This is a genomic window from Glycomyces arizonensis DSM 44726 (genome assembly GCF_000482705.1).
Lineage (GTDB): Bacteria > Actinomycetota > Actinomycetes > Mycobacteriales > Micromonosporaceae > Glycomyces > Glycomyces arizonensis.
On sequence record NZ_AXWO01000035.1, the window covers coordinates 35,628 to 51,012 of the forward strand.

The window sequence follows — 15,385 nt, forward strand, 5'->3', positions numbered from 1 at the left end:
AAGATGGTTGCGGCCAGGCCGGGCAACGGGTCTGGCGAAGGGGCGTGGCGCAATTGGTAGCGCATCGGTCTCCAAAACCGAGGGTTGCAGGTTCGAGTCCTGTCGCCCCTGCAAGACCAGCATTATCCGAACACCGGGCCGTGATGAACGGCCCGGTGTTCGTCATTTCGGGCCCCAAATGACTGCGTTGCTCGGGCAGCAGGGGCGTGAACGGCGACCGGATCTCATCGGCGCTGACCTTTGGCTCGCCGGTCGCTTCATCGACGTAGACGAACAGTCGTTTGAAGAAGGACCTGTGGAAGGTCTTGTGGAAATCCTCTGGCACCGTCCTTAGCAGCCGCCGAGGATCATCCAGCAGTTGCAGCAGTATCGCGATCGCCTCGCCAGCACGCTCCACCTTGGTTTCGCCAACCTCAGCCAGACGTTCATCGATTGCCGCCAGCTCATCGCGGACCCGCCGCATCTTGACTTCGAGCCGGTCCTGCGGCCATTCAGGGTTCCCGACCAGATCGAGCAGGTGGTCCTGTTGGCTGACCAGCCGGTCGTGTTCGGCCTCCAGGTTCCGCCTCAGCGAAGCCGACAGCGAGCCCTTCTCCCGCAGCGCCTTGTCGATAGCGGCCCGAAGTTCTGCCGCAGTTGATGGCGGGACATTCAAGGTCGCATAGTGCGCGGCGACCGCAGCCTCGATTTTCGCGACAGGCATCCTGGGCGTCTGGCAGTGCTTTCCTGCCTTGCCGCTGCATAGGAAGTACGAGTACACGATGCCGCGCCGGTTCTTCACCGTGTCGAGGTAGAAGCGCGTGCGGCAGTTTGCACACCACAGAAGCCCCTTCAGCGGATGGTCGTGGACGCGCTCACGAGTGCCAGCGCCACGCTGGTTGACGAGCACGTCCTGGACCCGGTCGAACAACTCCTGGCTGACCAACGGCTCGTGCCGGCCGTCGTACTCCTTGCCCTTGAACACGACTCGTCCGAGATACCGCCGGTCGCGGAGCAGTCGGCCGATGGTCTCGATGGTCACCGGCCGACCGTTGGGCACATCCTTCCTCGGGCGAGTCCGCAACCCCGCCTCCGTCACCGCGCGCTGGAGGTCCTTGAAGCCGTAGCGCCCTGTTGCGTAGAGCTTGAACATCGTTACGACGAAAGGCGCTCGCTCGGCATCGACGGCGACTGTCCGCACTTCGCGGCCGTCGATCCTCTCCCCCACGTTCAGATATCCGAGCGGAGCAATACCGGGGATGCCGCCACGGGACGCCTTCGCGGCCATCTTGTAGGCGACGTCCGCGCCGGACGCGCGGGACTGGTACTCGTTGACGCCGTCGAGGATCGCGGCCACCAAGTCGCCGATGTAACTGTCCTCGGTGTAATCCATGATCGAGACCAACTGCACACCGAGCTTCCGAAGCTCCCGGCGAGTGATCGCCGCGTCGGTGGTGTCGCGGTGCATGCGCGAGCGGGCGTAGACCACGATCGCATCGACGTCCTTGCTGTTCCTGACTCGCGCCATCATCTCTTGGAACTTCGGTCGCCCATCGACCGTCATCGCCGATCGACCTGGCTCGACGTACTCCTCTACGACCTCCATCCCGAGCTCTTCAGCCTTCCGCAGGCAGGCTTTGCGCTGCGCTGGAATGGAGTTCCCCTCGGGGTCATAGTCGGTGTCGACTTGGCTGCGGGAGGACACCCGCAGGTACAGCACCGCTCGCTTCTTCTTGCTGGTTTCACTCATGAACCGTCGGCCTTCCGATCGTCGTCATCGGTACAGCCCGCCACACGTTCGGACTCGTCATCACGCTCGGCGATCGCAAGGGCAGCGTCGACTAGCGTCGCGGCGAGCGATCGAACGTCGAATTCCTCACGCAGTTCTCCGACCACGCGAATCCTGATGTCTCCGGCACCCATGGCAGTCACCGCCCGGCACCGGGGTAGCGGCGGGTTGATGCCACGGTAGGCCGACTCCACGGGGCCATCAAGCACCCCGGAGTACGGGGCTCCGAACGGAGGAACCGACTCCGGATCAGGTGCGGGAAGCGCCGCGAAAAGGGCAGGAAAAAGACGAGTGATGAGGTGCGGTGTTCCACAACGGGTGTCTCACCGGCATCGCGAATCCAGCTCTGGTGACCAACCATCTTACAGCATGAATCACTCCGAGTTAATTACTGCTCACGTTCGCTGCAGCTCGGTCAGTAACCGCCCCAGCATCGCAAGGCAGTAACCGCCCCTCGAACGTTTTTTCCGAAGGCAGCGGCGCCGGTAACCGCCAGGTGCGCAGGCGCTCGCCTCAAGACCGGTTACTCGATGTTCTTTCCCTATGAGTCCTCCTGCCGCGCTGATCAGGTCGACTCGAGAGATTGCTCAGCGCGCGAGCAGATGGGAGGTGCAGCTTGGCCGCTAGGCGTACCCCAGGCAAGAACACCGGAGACTTCGACGAGATCGCTGGTCGGTTGATGGAGCGTGACTTCGCGATCATCGAGACCCTCGCACGCCACAAGATCATGACCGCCGGGATGCTTGAGGCACTGTTCTTCCCCTCAGCCCACTCAGCGGCAGCTCGCCTTCTGACCCTGTACGAGATGGGCATCCTGTCGCGATGGCGCAATCCCTCCAGCCGCGCCTACCGCTACGTCCTGGGTTGGCGCGGGCAGTACCTCCATGCGATGCGCACCGACGAGAAGCCTCCGACCAAGGCCAACGCGGCATTCAAGGCCCAACAGCACTTCCTCTCCGCGCATCGTCCCCACACCGAGGGCATCAACGCGTTCTACTGCCGCCTCATGCGCGCTGCCCGCTCCCGGGGCGATGTCGAAGTCGACTGGCAGTTCGAGCCATACAGCGCCTATAGCGGCATGCGTTCCGACGCGAGTGTCACCCTCACCTGGAACGACGGACGTCAGCTTTGGTTCTGGTTCGAGCACGACCGGGGCACCGAGACGCTGCAACGCCTGGCCGCCAAGGTCTCGAGCTACAAACAGCACGTCTCGAACCATCACTACGAAAAGGCGGTACTGCTGATTGAGGTTCCTACCGCCGGCCGACTGGCGAACCTCCTGCCGCTGGTCACTGAGCTGTGGGATGAGAGCCATCTCCGCAATACCCGCCTCAGCAAGCTCACCGTCGCCGTCAGTGCCGCGACCTCAGCCGAGCGTACGTTTACCAGGCCCGAGACGTTCCCCGATCCCTTCGACGACCCGCGCTGGAACGTGCTCGGCCGCGACCTGCCAGCCAGCCTCGGGGAGCTGCCCGAGATTTCCGAGGAGATCGCGAATCGGCCGATCGTTTGGGATTGGGACCCGGAGGTTGACCCCTGATGGTCGACCCCAAGGCAGGATCGCGGACTGCCCCAGCCGCTAGCGAACTCCGACCGCCCGACGTATGCGCAGGTCAATGGCAGAGTTCGCGGTTACTGGCCAGCCCGACATATACATATCCCCCAGGCAAAAAGAAAGGGGTGGGCCGTCCGGCCCGCTGACTGGAACCTCCCCGTTCCCCTTGGGCTGCTTCGTATCCTCTCCAGAACTACCTATTCCCGGGTCCCATGGTTAGGATCGGCGGGTGCAGACGGGTCTGGTCAACGCAGCGCGGGCGCTCGCCGAGCGGGAGCTGAGTGAATCGCTGCCGCGCCGGTGGAGGCACGTCACCGCGGTAGCCGCGAAGGCCGAGCGTCTCGCCCCGCTGCTGCCCGCTGAGCGCGACCGACACGCCCTCGTAGCCGCCGCAGTACTCCATGACGTCGGGTACGCGCCCATGGTCACGGAAACCGGCTTTCACCCGCTCGACGGGGCCCGATGGCTGCGGTCGATCAAGTTCGAAGACCGAGTAGCGGCGCTCGTCGCTCACCACACAAACGCCGTCGTAGAAGCTGAGCTGCGTGGTCTCGACGCCGACCTCCTCGCCGAATTTGATCGGGAGGATTCCCCTGTTACTGACCTGCTGTGGTTCTGCGACCTGACTACCGGCCCGGATGGCCAGGATTTCTCGGTCCAGGAGCGCGTCGAGGAGGTTCGCGAGCGCTACGGGCCGAGCTCAGTAGTTCGGGAATTCATTGACCGAAGCGCCGGAACCTTCGACGAAGTGGCGAAGCGGGTTGAGGCCCTGTTCCCGCCATCTCAACCGATGTAGGGTTCCGCCAACTGCTGCAGACCATGAGCGATGCGCATCCGCATGGACGGGTTAATCGGGAGACCGTCAAGCTCTTCAGGCGCGATCCAGGCAACGCGGACCGATTCAGCACTCGTAGCAAACTGGCCCCCGATCGGCCTGCCTCGGAATGCGATTGAGAACTGCTGGCGAACTTCGCCATCCCCGTACTCGATGAGGTGACCGGGATCGGTGTACAACCCGATGATCCCGGTGACCTCGATGTCAATCCCAGTTTCTTCCCTGGTCTCTCGCACAGCTGTGTCCGCGATGCGCTCACCGAGATCATGGCCGCCACCCGGCAGAGCCCAGTCGCCATTGTCGGAGCGTTGGATGAGCAGCACCCGGCCTTCGTCATCAGTCACGAAGGCGACCGTTGACGGCACAACGCTGTTGGGCTCTGGAGCATCAGGGTTGTTGATGTGGTCGATACGGCTCATGGCCTCACCTTCCCATGACCGCCAGTCCAGGCATCGCGAGACGCGGACCAGACCCGATCAAAGCTGTCGGCGTATGAGTTGAACAGGGTCCCGCCTGCGAGCCTGCGCAGATGCAGTACGGGGGCATGGGCGGCTGGGAACCCGTAGAGATGCGTGTTGACCAGCATCTCGTCGTCATACCGATAGACGCTGTTGTACAACGTCGCAGTGTGGAACCCCACGAAGACGCCCTCGATCTCTCGCAGTTTCTCATAGAAGGACAAGACGTTGCGAATCTTGGCGGCAAGCGCCTCACCGATGCCTTCCTCGCGTCCTCGAGTGGCGACGGCGTCGCAGTCGGGATCGCCCAGCAGCACCGTGATCTTGGTACCCGCCTCCGCTTTCGCCTTCAGCGCGTCGATCAGGTCGGGATCATGCTCAGGCAGGAAGAGCCCTGCATAGACGAGAATGCCGATCCGCTCAGTAGCGTTGTCGAACAGCCTCCGCCAGAGGTCGCTTGGAACCTGGAACCGGCGCGGGTAGGTGCAGATCACCTCCGACTGCGAGACGTGCGTCTGCCGCTCAGCGGTATCGATGTTCGGCCAGAGGTACTCCTCGGTCTCGTCAAGCATCGCAGCGAGGGCCGAACGGTGCCGCGGGTACGGCGTCCGCCCCGTGCTGATCCAGCGCCGCACCGTCTTGGCATCGACCTCGAGCTCCTCAGCCAGAGCCTCGGGCGTAACCCCCGCGGCCTGCATGGCGTCTTTCAATCTCTCGTTCGGCATGAGGACTCCCGACCAGGGACGAGTTCAGTTGCGGAGGACGTCTTTTCGCGTCCCATTGTGTAGTTCTAACGTCCCCGTCTGTCAAGCACCATCCTTTGTATGCCGTTTTTCACCAGGTCAAGGCCGGGCGGCGTAGACGAAACCATCCGATCGGATGAAGGGAGACCGATGATGGCGCAACCCGCAACACAACCCGGGACGGTCAAGTCAGAAGTGCTCGGAGAGTGGTTGACAGACAATGGAAACCGACTCACGCTGCTGGCCCGACCAGGAACCGGCTACGCCTCCGTATGGCTGTCGAACCACGGCCAGCCGGTGAAGATCGGTCGCGCACTCCACGCAGGAGGGGTGGTCCGCGAGGTCCGCTGGGAGGGCCTCTGGACCGAGCAAACCGACGCGTGGAAGTCCCAACAGCGCAGCCAAATCACGGCACTCATCGCTGCCCGCCATGCCGGCGAGCCTCCAGCGCTCAAAGCCGAACTCCCACCCAGCGTCCTCGGCACCTTCAACATCGACGGCTTCCGGTTCGCCGTCGAACCAACGCTCGCACCCGAGCACGCGATCCTCAGCGTCATCAACGTGACCGGAGGCCTCGCTCCCGTGGCCGATCTCCTCCACGAGAATGGCCGCATCTGCGGCCTGGCACCCCGCCCCGGCTGGAAGTCGACGCCTGAAGACCGCAAGCGCCGCTGGCGGCGCGAGTCCGAGGCGATCCTGACCCAAGCCGCGACCGAAGGCCGCCTCTAGCTTTCTCCCTTCTGCGGGGCACGCCGGGTGGGCGGCGTGCCCCGCCCCCAAGACGTGGGCCCGACGGGCTGAACGTGATCCCTCCAACTCGTCCCGCCCGTCTCACTCAACGAACTTTCGTAAGGAGCCAAAGATGCTCAAGCTCACCACAATCTCAGACCACCTAACCAAAGGTCGGTCCGTTCGCAGCCACGCCCTTCCCCAAAACGACGCCACCCTCGACGCGCTAACCAGCACGGCCGCCAGCTTCGGTGCGTCCAGCGATGCCCTACTTCAACTCATCGGGCAAGGTCACAGCCCTGGAAGGCAGACTGGCAGTGTAAACCCACATCTAGGTGAGGCGTTGCCACGTGTTGTCGGGGGTGCAGGGTACCCTACCTACCATGCGTAATCGTAACCTTGGCCAACCTGCAGGCCTCGATGACTGGCCCGCCATCAAGAGCAATGCGACCTTTGCTGGCGACGATTATGCACTTTACGAGTCCGACATCTTCGAGGCGATGTCTCAAATTCCAGATTCATGTGTAAACACTGTTCTGACTTCGCCCCCTTACTGGTCCGTTCGCGATTATGGTCATGCAGATCAGATTGGCTTGGAAGACGAAGCGGAAGACTATGTGGAGAAAATAGTCAAGGTCTTTCGGGAAGTTTACAGAACACTTGCAGATGACGGAACCGCTTGGCTCAATATCGGCGATAGCTACTATAGTCGCTCTGTCACCGTTAACGGGAAACCCCCACGGACAGGCTGGAAGCGAAGCAAGCAACTTTCTCTAATACCCTTTCGGGTAGCAATTGCACTACAGGAAGATGGCTGGTGGATTCGCAACGCGGCGATTTGGAGAAAGACCAACGCAATGCCATCCAGCGTGAAAGACAGGCTCACGAATACATGGGAGCCGATATTCCTGCTTGCAAAATCAGAGCACTATTACTTCAACCTCGATCGAGTCCGGATTCCTCATCAAACCGATGATTCCATTGAACGTCGCCGTGCCGAATCAGGTAACGCGACAGGCAAGGCCCAAGGCAAAGACGAGCTACGCAAATGGCTCAATTCTCCACGACATCGTGCCACCATCGATGGAATCAAAAGTGTTCAACGACGTCCGAACGCACCTGATCCCGTAGAGCTTGCGGGATACCTCAAGGCAGCACTTAAAGAGACGGGAAAATCAATCAAATGGGTAGCCGAACAACTAGAGCTGCCATTTGAGCGAACTCGCCACTATTTTCGAACAGATAGAATCGGTTCACGCCTCCCTCCACCCGATGTTTGGCAAAAGCTTCAGATTCTTCTTGAGCTCGATGATGAATACGATGAAGCTATGGAGACTGAAACCGGAGACAACGTCTTTCGAAACCATCCGATGGGGAAGAATCCGGGGGATGTATTGGATGTGGCAATTGCAGCATCCAGTGCAGACCATTTCGCAGTCATGCCTCAGAAGCTTGCGGACTTCACACTCCAAGCAACACTCCCCGCCAACGGTTCGTGTCTTGATCCCTTTATGGGAAGTGGAACCACGGGACTCTCAACACGCAAACTTGGTGGGCGCTTCATTGGTGTCGACCTCAAGGCCGAATATATGAGAGAATACCTGAGAGTTTCTGCTTCACCGGGGCAGGTACGAGAAAGGCAACAAGATCTCCTCTTCTAGTGATTCACCTTCTCTCCACCGGGGGGAGGAGAAATCATGCCCTGGGAGGAATTTCAATTCCTGGAGTCTCCAGGGGCACGCTTTCTTCAATCTAGAGAAGTACACACGAATTCGAGGATCTTCATTTCTCGCAGAGGAATGCTTACCCTCTCCAAAAAACGTGGTATCAGGATCGGGATTGTATCGATCTTTCAAGCGACCGTGTGGAACTGCCAGCACATAGATCGACTGTAGATCGCGAAACGGCGGCATTCCGGTCAAATTATCCTTATAATAATAGTGAACTAGAATAGTTGTGGTTACCGCGTATATCGGCTCCGATGTCGCCGATGGAATCTCAAGATGACCAGGAACTCCTGCGGCGAGCTTCCCAATTGAACCATCCGATTTTCGAAATTCGGCGTCCATTGGAAGTTGCGACCTTTGCAATGTGTCTCGATTATTTTCCTTCGAAGCCTTCGCATCGACTAGCAAGACCTGAGGCATGAGACCCGAGACGAATGGACTCCATCTCGCGCGTTTGTAATCAATAAATCCGGCAAATCGCTTGTTCATTGGAAAAACTTCGGCAACCTCGAGTGCATATTGGACCAAGTCCTCTGCAAGTACAATCACCTCATTACTTGATGAGGCCATAGCATTGTCGAAAATATCTTTAGCTTCACGCGAGTACTGCTGTAGAGCTTGTACAATTGTTCGAAGCGTTTGCTTCTCAAACATCTCAAGCTCTCGATCAGAGAGTTCATGGTAGTTTTGAATCACCCTAGGGAGCCCCTGTCTTCGAAACCGCGCGCCAGTGAGTTTCCTCAAAGATACCCGAGAACTCGAGCCTCATTCAATCTGAGTACGCGTGCCCAGCCCGGTGGCAAGCGTGCTCAGTCTGGCCACCCAGGGCGGCGGCGGTGACCACGAAGTGGCCAGAATCAACCCGCTTCGACCGTGATCGGATCGCGGTGGTACAGCAGAGTAAGAAACGTGGCCGTGTTGTGTATCGCGGAGCCAGTTGATGATGACGACGTGAACGGTGGCCAGGTATCGGACAGTCGTACCGGGTCGCGACGACGCGGTGCTGTTTGAGATGGGCTATGGCACGTTCGATGCTAGAACGGCAGCGATGCCGGCCAGCTTCGAACGTGAGCGGTCGGAAGCTTTGAGCCCCGCGCCGTTGGCGTCCGGCGATCTGGTCGGCCAGTTCAGGATGGTCGTCTTGATCTGCTTACTGCGCAGCCAGGTGCGATTGGGTCGGCGAGGACCCTGATCGGGGCTACCGGGCGCAGCCGCCGCCGAGCCGGGGACCGGCGATGGTCTCCAGCAACGGGAACATGTGCGAGCCGTCATGCGTCTGACCGGCGGTAACAGTCGCGGCGAGCGGGTACCCGACTCTGTCGACTGCCCGGTTGAGCTTGGTCGACCATCCGCCTCGGGGGCAGCTCAGCACGTGCTCGGACAGTTCGCCGCCGGGAGGATGCTCTCGGGCTCCGCTGGCGGTGAGGTGAGCCCTGGTGGTGGAGTCAGTGCCGAGTTCCCAGGTTAGGCACTGGTCGGCGAGGTCAGGCGGGTGTGCAGAGCCGTAACCTGCGGAAACAGGTTCCCATAGGCCTCGATGAGGCCTGCATTGTGATGTATCAAGACATCGGAAACAGGTCGAACCTGCGAGGGTTCGGCCTGTTTTGCTATGCAAGTCTGGTGGGGCCTTTGGGTCGGCCGATGGGTTGGTAGTCACAGGCCGGGTCGAGGGTGAGCTCGCGGAGGGTTTCGCCGGTGGTCGCGTTGAGGACGCGGATGTCGAGGCTTTCGACGATGAGCAGGACGCGGGTGCCTTCGTGGATGCGGCCGATGCCGATGTGGTGGAGTTTCCTGTTGTGGCGCAGGGTGACCGACCCGGCTTTGTCGATGGTGTCGGTGCGGACGCGGCCTGGAGCGGTGGTTGCGGTGAGGTCGCCGGGGGGCTTTGGGCCTGGTGGTGTAGATCGCGGCGGGGGTGGCGTGATGCGGGAGCGACCGGTGGGGCCCGCGCTCGTTGTATTCGCTGCAGAAGGCGTCGATGAGTGCCTGGAGCTCGGCGAGCGTGGCCGGTTGCGAGGCCTGCGCGGCGAGGTGCTTCTTCATCGTCTGCTGGAAGCGTTCGACTTTCCCGCAGGTGGTGGGCCGGTTCGGTCGGGAGTTCTTCTGGGTGACGCCGAGGCGGGCGAGTTCGTGTTCGAGGGCATTCTTGCCGCCGCGGCCGCCGGCGAGGCGGGTGGTGAAGACCAGGCCGTTGTCAGTGAGAGTCGAGGCCGGGATCCCATGCCGATCGCAGGCGGCTTTGAAGGTGCCTTGGGTGATCGGGCCGGTGACGCGCTCGTGTGCGGTGACGGAGAGTGCGTAGCGGGTGCAGTCGTCGAGCCAGGTGAGGATCTCGGTATCGGCGCCGCCTGCGAGCCGGTAGTGGGTGAAGTCAGCCTGCCAGCACCCGCCCGGCATGGCGGCTTCGAAGCGGATGTAGGAGGAGCGTGGGCGCTTCTTCGGGGTGGGTGCCACTAGGCCTGCTGCGGCACTTGGCGTTACCGGTTGTGAGGCTGGCTCGTTCTCTGGGGCGTGTTTGAGAATTATGGTTTCCAGTCGAGGATGATCGCGATCTGGATGGTGGCTTCGTAGCGGACGGCGAGTTTGTCGTATCGGGTGGCGACGGCGCGGAAGCGTTTGAGGCGGTTGAAGTAGCGTTCGATGGTGTTGCGTTCTTTGTAGGCCTGGGAGTCGAAGGCGGGTGGGCGGCCGCTGTGGCGGCCGCGTTTCTTGCGAGCGGCGATCTGGTTGGATTTCTCGGCGATCACGGCCTTGATGCCGCGTTCGCGCAGGTAGACCCGGTGTTTGTGGGCGGTGTAGGCGCGGTCGGCCAGTACTTGGGTGGGTTGGGTTCGGGGTCGTCCGGGGCCGTGTCGTGCGACGTTGATCTGGTCGAGCACGGTCTGGAACTGTGGGCTGTCATTGGCCCTGCCGGAGGTGAGGGTCATGGCCAAGGGGCTCTGGCTGGTGTCGAGGGCCAGATGGATTTTGGTGGACCTGCCGCCTTTCGACAGGCCTGGGGCGTGGTCGTCCGGCTCGCCGGGTACGGGCCGTCGGCCGGCGCCGGCGGCGTGTTGGTGTGCCCGCACCACCGTGGAGTCGACGCTGACCGTCCAGGTCAGTTGACCGGTGGTGTGGCGCAGGGTCAGGAGGGTTTTGAGCAGCATTGGCCAGATGCCTGCAAGCTGCCAGGTGCGAAAGCGCCAGTAGGCGGTCTGCCAGGGCCCGAAAGCGGCTGGCAGGGACCGCCATGGGGCGCCGGTGCGGACGCGCCAGGCGATCGCGTTGAGCAGTTCGCGGCGTGGTCGGGTGATCGGGCGTCCGAGCGCGGCAGGGGCCGGAAGCCATCGATGCAGGTGTGCCCACTGGTTGTCGGTGAGTAGGGCATGAGCGGGTACCCTCGACATTGAGTGCCTTCAGTATTAGGTTTCGTTGCAGCACAACAAAACCAACTGGAGGCTCTCTCAATTCTCAAACACGCCCTAGGTCATGCGGCAGGCCTATTTGCCGTACGGCACAGGGCCGGTTCTGGTCGGCGGCTCTGCCGTGCTGTTCCCACGAAGTCATCGTGAGAGGTGATTCGGAGACACGGAATTGTTCCTGTATGCACGCACGATGATGACCAGCATCGCGATGCCTGCCGCCGTCGCGGTGCCGTGCTCGGCGACGGCGACGGCCGGTGTTCGCAGCGGCTCCTGGTCGGTGATGGGCAGTAGCGCCCAGAGGATCCTCCATGTGTTCCAGGCGAAGAGCGATCCCGACGCGATGAAGCCGACCGTCATCGGCAGCCCCAGGGGCACTCTCCGGCGGCCTCGCCCGGACAACGTCCAAGCGCTCCAGGCCCCGAGCAAGGCCCAGACGGCACTGGTGCCGACGAGCAGTCTCGAATCGAGCACCCACAGTTCACGCGCAGCGGGATTGAGTCCGGCGATCCCGCCTGCCGCCCAATACATCCACAGCAGAGTCGGTACGGCGGCTGCCGCCAGTGCGAACGCCGACAGCCGTGGTCGGATCGCCGCCGGGCGGACATCGGCGGTCGTGCCGGTGAATGCGCGCGGCCAGCGTTCACGCATGTAGATCGGGGCAGCGACGACAAGTCCGATCGCCATGCCCGCGAAGCCGGTCGAAATGAGGGCCGTCTCCCAAGCGGGGAGCGATGCGCCGCTCGTATCGGTGCCGTCCTCTCCACCCGATCCGACACCGGCAGCGCTCAGGATCGCGGCGAGCGCCGAATACGGCAGCAGGGAGACGAGGAATCCGCTTGCGGTCCATGCGAAGAGCAGCACCAGCCCAGCCGGCAGCCGCATTCCCCACGGCTGCGCGAGCGCCAGGCCCAGCGCCACGCCGAACGCGGCCATGCCGATGGTGACGGCGTTGAGAGCGATCCACGCGGGCACGTTCGCCTCGAACGCTGTCGGCACGGTTCCGGCGAGCGCGCCGATGACCCATGCCACCTTGACCGCTAGGTACAGGAACATCGTCCCGGCAGCTGCGAAGCCCGCGACCAGGCGGGTGCGGACCAGCCGCGGTGACACGTGCGAACCGACCAGTGCCGGCTCGTTCTCCTTGTCGCTCATGGCGACGAGTCTTGCGGGCAGCACATGCTCAGTCCTCACCCCGGCGAGCCATACGGCTCCCCCGGGCGGGGGAGCCCGGCTCGAACCGTTCGGCTGCGCGAGCGGATGAGCACCCCGCCGCCCCTGCATCGCTCGGTGCGGATGGAGGGGGTTCAGCTGTGTTCGCGAAGCCCCCGGAGCGCCAGATCGACACAGTCTTCGAGGAAGTCCGTGTCGATCGGCTTCGGTGTGACGAGCAGTCGCAGGTAGATCTGGCCGTAGATCAGTTCGGCGGCGCGGAAGGGGTCCGCGTCCGGTGCGATCTCGCCGCGCTCCTGTGCTCGCTTGATCCGCTCCTGCACCGGCTCGCTGGAGGGACCGATGAGACGCTCCCAGAGCCGACTGGCCAGGTCGGGGTCGTGCTGGGCCGCACCGATGAGGGAGACGAGCAGCGGCAGCGAGTCGCTCACCATGTCCCAGGTCTCCCTGAGCATGCGCGCCAGGTCGTCGCGCAGATCGCCGTCGCCGGTCGCGCCTGAGCTCATATAGGGCGTGTCTTGGAGTCGCGCGGCGTAGGCGTCGAGCACGACCGCGCCTTTGGAGGGCCACCAACGGTAGATCGTCCGCTTGCCCACTCCCGCCCGCGAGGCGATGCCCTCGATGCTCACCTTGGACCACCCCTCGTCCCGCGCGAGCGCGAGCGCCGTCTCCAGGATCGCCTTGGTCGACTCGGGATTGCGTCGGGTGGGATCGGGGCTTCGCTCTGCTCGCATACGCCCGATGCTACCGCCAAGGAGAGACGGACCGGTTCGTGTCGACTCGGTGCGTCAGATGGAGTAGGCTGACGAACCGATACGGTTCGTCTCCCCTAGGAGGAGTGTCATGAAGACACGACCGCCAGTCAGCCTCGCCGTCGTGATCGCCGCACTGTCCATGCTGGTGACCGGCGTATGGGCGTGGCTGGCCCCGGAGCGTTTCGCCGCGTGGGCGAACTGGCCGAACCACGTGCACTTCCTGCATGACGCAGGCGTGTTCCAGATGGGCATCGGCCTGATGATGCTCGCCGCCCTGTGGTGGCGCGATGCCGTCGCCGTCGTGCTGGCGGGCTTCGTGTTCACCAACACGTTCCACGCCCTCAACCACGCGATAGACCTTGACTTGGGCGGCAACGCGAGCGACGCATGGATACTGCTGGTCCTGTCGGCGATCGGCACGCTCGGCCTGGCGGTCAGGCTGCGGGCGCTGCGGAACAAGCCCGCCGACGAGGAGGCCTCCGCATGAAGGTCTTGCTCGCGGGAGCGACCGGCGCCATCGGGTCCGCAATGGTGCCGCAACTGAGGGATGCGGGACACGAAGTGCTCGGCCTGACCCGGTCCGCCGATGGCGCCGACCGATTGGCGGCCAATGGAGTCCGGCCCATCATCGCCGACGTGATGGACGCGGACGGCCTACTGCGCGCGCTCGACGGTGAGCAGGCCGACGCCGTGGTCCACCAAGCGACGGCGATCACCGGGATGCCGCTGTTCCACCGCTCTCTCTACGCCACCGATGACCTGCGCGAGCGGGGCACAGCCAACCTGCTGCGGGTCGCCGCCGCTCTCGGGGCCGAGCGCTTCATCACGCAGTCGTTCTTCCTCGGATACGGCTATCGCGACCATGGCGCGCAGCCGCTGACCGAGGAGCATCCCTTCGCCGAGCCGACCGGGCACCGCGGCATCGATCGGCACATGCGCTCGATGCGCGCCAACGAGGAACAGGTCCTGGGCACCGGCGGCATCGCGCTGCGCTACGGGATGTTCTACGGCCCCGAACCCATGACCAGGAAGCTGTTCGGACTGGTCATGCGGCGTCGGCTCCCGGTGATCCGCGGCGCGGGCACCGTCCCTCCGATTCACTTGCATGACGCGGCCTCGGCCACCGTCGCCGCACTCGAACGCGGACGGCCGGGACACGTGTACAACATCGCCGACGACCACCCGGTCAACTTCGGCCGTTACGTCGGCACCATGGCCGAGATCGCCGGTGCACCAGCCCCGGGCTCGCTGCCCGCCGCCGCACTCGCCGTCCTGCCTTATCTGCACGCGCTCATGATCGCCACCAGGATCAGGCTGTCAAACGCCAAGGCCAGGCACGACCTCGACTGGGCTCCTGCGTTCCCCTCGATCCGCGAAGGGCTCGCGGCAAGCCTCTAGCCCGACGATGTAGTCCCGGGCCCGCTCACGCGGCTCCGACCTGGCGAACCTCGGACCGATCCGGCCCATCAGATCCTCGAACTCCACACTCCAAGGAGCCAGATTCACGTCCTCCATGACCAGAGAACGAGCCAACCTCGCAGCCAGTAACGCCAAGTGCCGCAGCAGTACTAGGCCCAATGCCGTTCAGTTAGTGCGGTGGCCTGGGTGTCAAGCCTGGCTTTGACTGGTGGGCATGAGGGAAGGGGCTCTTGGTAGAACGGTTGTGTCGCAACACGTTCATCATTCCAAGGAGCCCCTTGTCCTCTCATACTGCCATAACCCGCATCATCGGTGCCGCTGGTGGCGCTTTCGCTCCGGGGCATCTGGGGGAGTTGACCCGGATCGTGCCCTTCGAGATGGTCGATGCCGTGCTCGCCGAGTGCGGGAAGACCCAGCATCGGACGCGGCTGATCCCGGCTCGGGTGACCGTCTATCTGCTGCTGGCTGGCGGGCTGTTCGCGCATCTGGGATGGGGCCTGGTGTGGGACAAGCTCACCGCGGGCCTGGGGCCGGGGCCGCGGCCGAGCGGATCGGCGCTGTATTACGCGCGCAAACGGCTCGGAACCGCGCCGCTGCGGGCCCTGTTCGGCCATCTGGCCGGGCCGGGCGCGGCGGCCGCGCGGTGGCGGGGCCTGCTGGTGTGCGCGATCGACGGCACCGGGATCGATGTTCCCGACACCGATGCCAACCGCGAACGGTTCGGGCTGCATTCAGGCGGCCATGCCCGGGCCGGATACCCACAGATCCGCCTGGTCGCTTTGGTCGCGGCCGGGACCCGCGCCCTGCTCGGAGCGGTCTGGG

15 protein-coding genes, 1 tRNA gene and 2 pseudogenes are annotated in these 15,385 nt (G+C 63.2%); 9 read left to right on the forward strand and 9 right to left on the reverse strand.

Annotation, left to right across the window (positions count from 1 at the left end):
• The first annotated feature begins 38 nt into the window (after positions 1-38).
• Together H613_RS0119305 and H613_RS0119310 are read left to right on the forward strand one after the other, a co-directional pair.
• Positions 39-111 (forward strand) — tRNA-Trp (locus H613_RS0119305).
• A gap of 247 nt (positions 112-358) precedes the next feature.
• Positions 359-640 (forward strand): hypothetical protein, encoded by a 282-nt coding sequence (locus H613_RS0119310; protein WP_026925081.1) that lies wholly within the window; start codon positions 359-361, stop codon positions 638-640.
• A gap of 33 nt (positions 641-673) precedes the next feature.
• On the opposite strand, the pseudogene H613_RS32820 reads toward H613_RS0119310, so the two are convergent.
• Together H613_RS32820 and H613_RS31075 are read right to left on the reverse strand one after the other, a co-directional pair.
• Positions 674-1,729, reverse strand: a pseudogene (locus H613_RS32820) (recombinase family protein); the annotation flags it as partial.
• Positions 1,726-1,875, reverse strand: a complete 150-nt coding sequence (locus H613_RS31075; protein WP_156926140.1) for a hypothetical protein — start codon at positions 1,873-1,875, stop codon at positions 1,726-1,728. The gene H613_RS31075 and the pseudogene H613_RS32820, both read right to left, overlap by 4 nt.
• A 509-nt stretch (positions 1,876-2,384) precedes the next feature.
• On the opposite strand from H613_RS31075, the gene H613_RS0119315 reads away from it, so the two are divergent.
• Together H613_RS0119315 and H613_RS27770 are read left to right on the forward strand one after the other, a co-directional pair.
• The gene (locus H613_RS0119315) at positions 2,385-3,308 is read left to right on the forward strand and encodes a replication-relaxation family protein (protein ID WP_169732027.1); all 924 of its coding nucleotides are present in this window, start codon (positions 2,385-2,387) and stop codon (positions 3,306-3,308) included.
• 244 nt (positions 3,309-3,552) lie between these two features.
• The gene (locus H613_RS27770; RefSeq protein ID WP_035738632.1) at positions 3,553-4,119 is read left to right on the forward strand and encodes an HD domain-containing protein; all 567 of its coding nucleotides are present in this window, start codon (positions 3,553-3,555) and stop codon (positions 4,117-4,119) included.
• On the opposite strand, the gene H613_RS0119325 is transcribed toward H613_RS27770, so the two are convergent.
• Positions 4,107-4,577 carry an NUDIX domain-containing protein gene (locus H613_RS0119325; RefSeq protein WP_026925083.1) on the reverse strand — a complete coding sequence of 157 codons (471 nt, stop codon included), beginning with the start codon at positions 4,575-4,577 and terminating at the stop codon, positions 4,107-4,109. The genes H613_RS27770 and H613_RS0119325 overlap by 13 nt on opposite strands.
• Positions 4,574-5,341 (reverse strand): helix-turn-helix domain-containing protein, encoded by a 768-nt coding sequence (locus H613_RS0119330; protein ID WP_026925084.1) that lies wholly within the window; start codon positions 5,339-5,341, stop codon positions 4,574-4,576. Before H613_RS0119330 ends, H613_RS0119325 begins: the two co-directional genes overlap by 4 nt.
• A 99-nt stretch (positions 5,342-5,440) precedes the next feature.
• Here H613_RS0119330 and H613_RS31080 point away from each other — a divergent pair, with 99 nt between their 5' ends.
• Together H613_RS31080 and H613_RS30330 are read left to right on the forward strand one after the other, a co-directional pair.
• The gene (locus H613_RS31080) at positions 5,441-6,088 is read left to right on the forward strand and encodes a hypothetical protein (protein WP_156926142.1); all 648 of its coding nucleotides are present in this window, start codon (positions 5,441-5,443) and stop codon (positions 6,086-6,088) included.
• Positions 6,089-6,471: 383 nt separating this feature from the next.
• Entirely contained in the window at positions 6,472-7,749 is a 1,278-nt protein-coding gene (locus H613_RS30330; RefSeq protein WP_084546779.1) for a DNA-methyltransferase, read from the forward strand.
• Here H613_RS30330 and H613_RS31085 read toward each other — a convergent pair.
• The 5 genes and pseudogenes from H613_RS31085 to H613_RS0119365 form a co-directional block, all read right to left on the reverse strand.
• Positions 7,705-8,511, reverse strand: a complete 807-nt coding sequence (locus H613_RS31085) for an SfiI family type II restriction endonuclease (protein ID WP_156926143.1) — start codon at positions 8,509-8,511, stop codon at positions 7,705-7,707. The genes H613_RS30330 and H613_RS31085 overlap by 45 nt on opposite strands.
• A gap of 911 nt (positions 8,512-9,422) precedes the next feature.
• Positions 9,423-10,278, reverse strand: a pseudogene (locus tag H613_RS30335) (integrase core domain-containing protein); the annotation flags it as partial.
• 59 nt (positions 10,279-10,337) lie between these two features.
• Positions 10,338-11,201: an IS5 family transposase gene (locus H613_RS0119355; RefSeq protein WP_026925086.1), complete on the reverse strand. Its 864-nt coding sequence runs from the start codon at positions 11,199-11,201 to the stop codon at positions 10,338-10,340.
• Positions 11,202-11,357: 156 nt separating this feature from the next.
• On the reverse strand, positions 11,358-12,371 hold the full coding sequence (locus tag H613_RS0119360) for a hypothetical protein (protein WP_051393578.1): 1,014 nt from the start codon (positions 12,369-12,371) through the stop codon (positions 11,358-11,360).
• Between the two features lie 152 nt (positions 12,372-12,523).
• On the reverse strand, positions 12,524-13,123 hold the full coding sequence (locus H613_RS0119365; RefSeq protein ID WP_026925088.1) for a TetR/AcrR family transcriptional regulator: 600 nt from the start codon (positions 13,121-13,123) through the stop codon (positions 12,524-12,526).
• Positions 13,124-13,232: 109 nt separating this feature from the next.
• On the opposite strand from H613_RS0119365, the gene H613_RS0119370 reads away from it, so the two are divergent.
• From H613_RS0119370 to H613_RS0119380, 3 genes are all read left to right on the forward strand, one after another.
• Positions 13,233-13,631 carry a hypothetical protein gene (locus tag H613_RS0119370; RefSeq protein ID WP_026925089.1) on the forward strand — a complete coding sequence of 133 codons (399 nt, stop codon included), beginning with the start codon at positions 13,233-13,235 and terminating at the stop codon, positions 13,629-13,631.
• Positions 13,628-14,542 carry an NAD-dependent epimerase/dehydratase family protein gene (locus H613_RS0119375; protein ID WP_026925090.1) on the forward strand — a complete coding sequence of 305 codons (915 nt, stop codon included), beginning with the start codon at positions 13,628-13,630 and terminating at the stop codon, positions 14,540-14,542. The genes H613_RS0119370 and H613_RS0119375 overlap by 4 nt, the downstream gene beginning before the upstream one ends.
• A gap of 386 nt (positions 14,543-14,928) precedes the next feature.
• Positions 14,929-15,385: transposase domain-containing protein (locus H613_RS0119380; protein ID WP_169732028.1), on the forward strand; the 457-nt coding region annotated here is incomplete at its 3' end.

Bases quoted from the DNA above. Each gene is read 5' to 3' on its own strand.
- H613_RS0119325 (WP_026925083.1), bottom strand. From the start codon at position 4,577: ATGAGCCGTATCGACCACATCAACAACCCTGATGCTCCAGAGCCCAAC.
- H613_RS0119330 (WP_026925084.1), bottom strand. From the start codon at position 5,341: ATGCCGAACGAGAGATTGAAAGACGCCATGCAGGCCGCGGGGGTTACG.
- H613_RS31080 (WP_156926142.1), top strand. From the start codon at position 5,441: ATGCCGTTTTTCACCAGGTCAAGGCCGGGCGGCGTAGACGAAACCATC.
- H613_RS30330 (WP_084546779.1), top strand. From the start codon at position 6,472: ATGCGTAATCGTAACCTTGGCCAACCTGCAGGCCTCGATGACTGGCCC.
- H613_RS0119355 (WP_026925086.1), bottom strand. From the start codon at position 11,201: ATGTCGAGGGTACCCGCTCATGCCCTACTCACCGACAACCAGTGGGCA.
- H613_RS0119360 (WP_051393578.1), bottom strand. From the start codon at position 12,371: ATGAGCGACAAGGAGAACGAGCCGGCACTGGTCGGTTCGCACGTGTCA.
- H613_RS0119365 (WP_026925088.1), bottom strand. From the start codon at position 13,123: ATGCGAGCAGAGCGAAGCCCCGATCCCACCCGACGCAATCCCGAGTCG.
- H613_RS0119370 (WP_026925089.1), top strand. From the start codon at position 13,233: ATGAAGACACGACCGCCAGTCAGCCTCGCCGTCGTGATCGCCGCACTG.
- H613_RS0119375 (WP_026925090.1), top strand. From the start codon at position 13,628: ATGAAGGTCTTGCTCGCGGGAGCGACCGGCGCCATCGGGTCCGCAATG.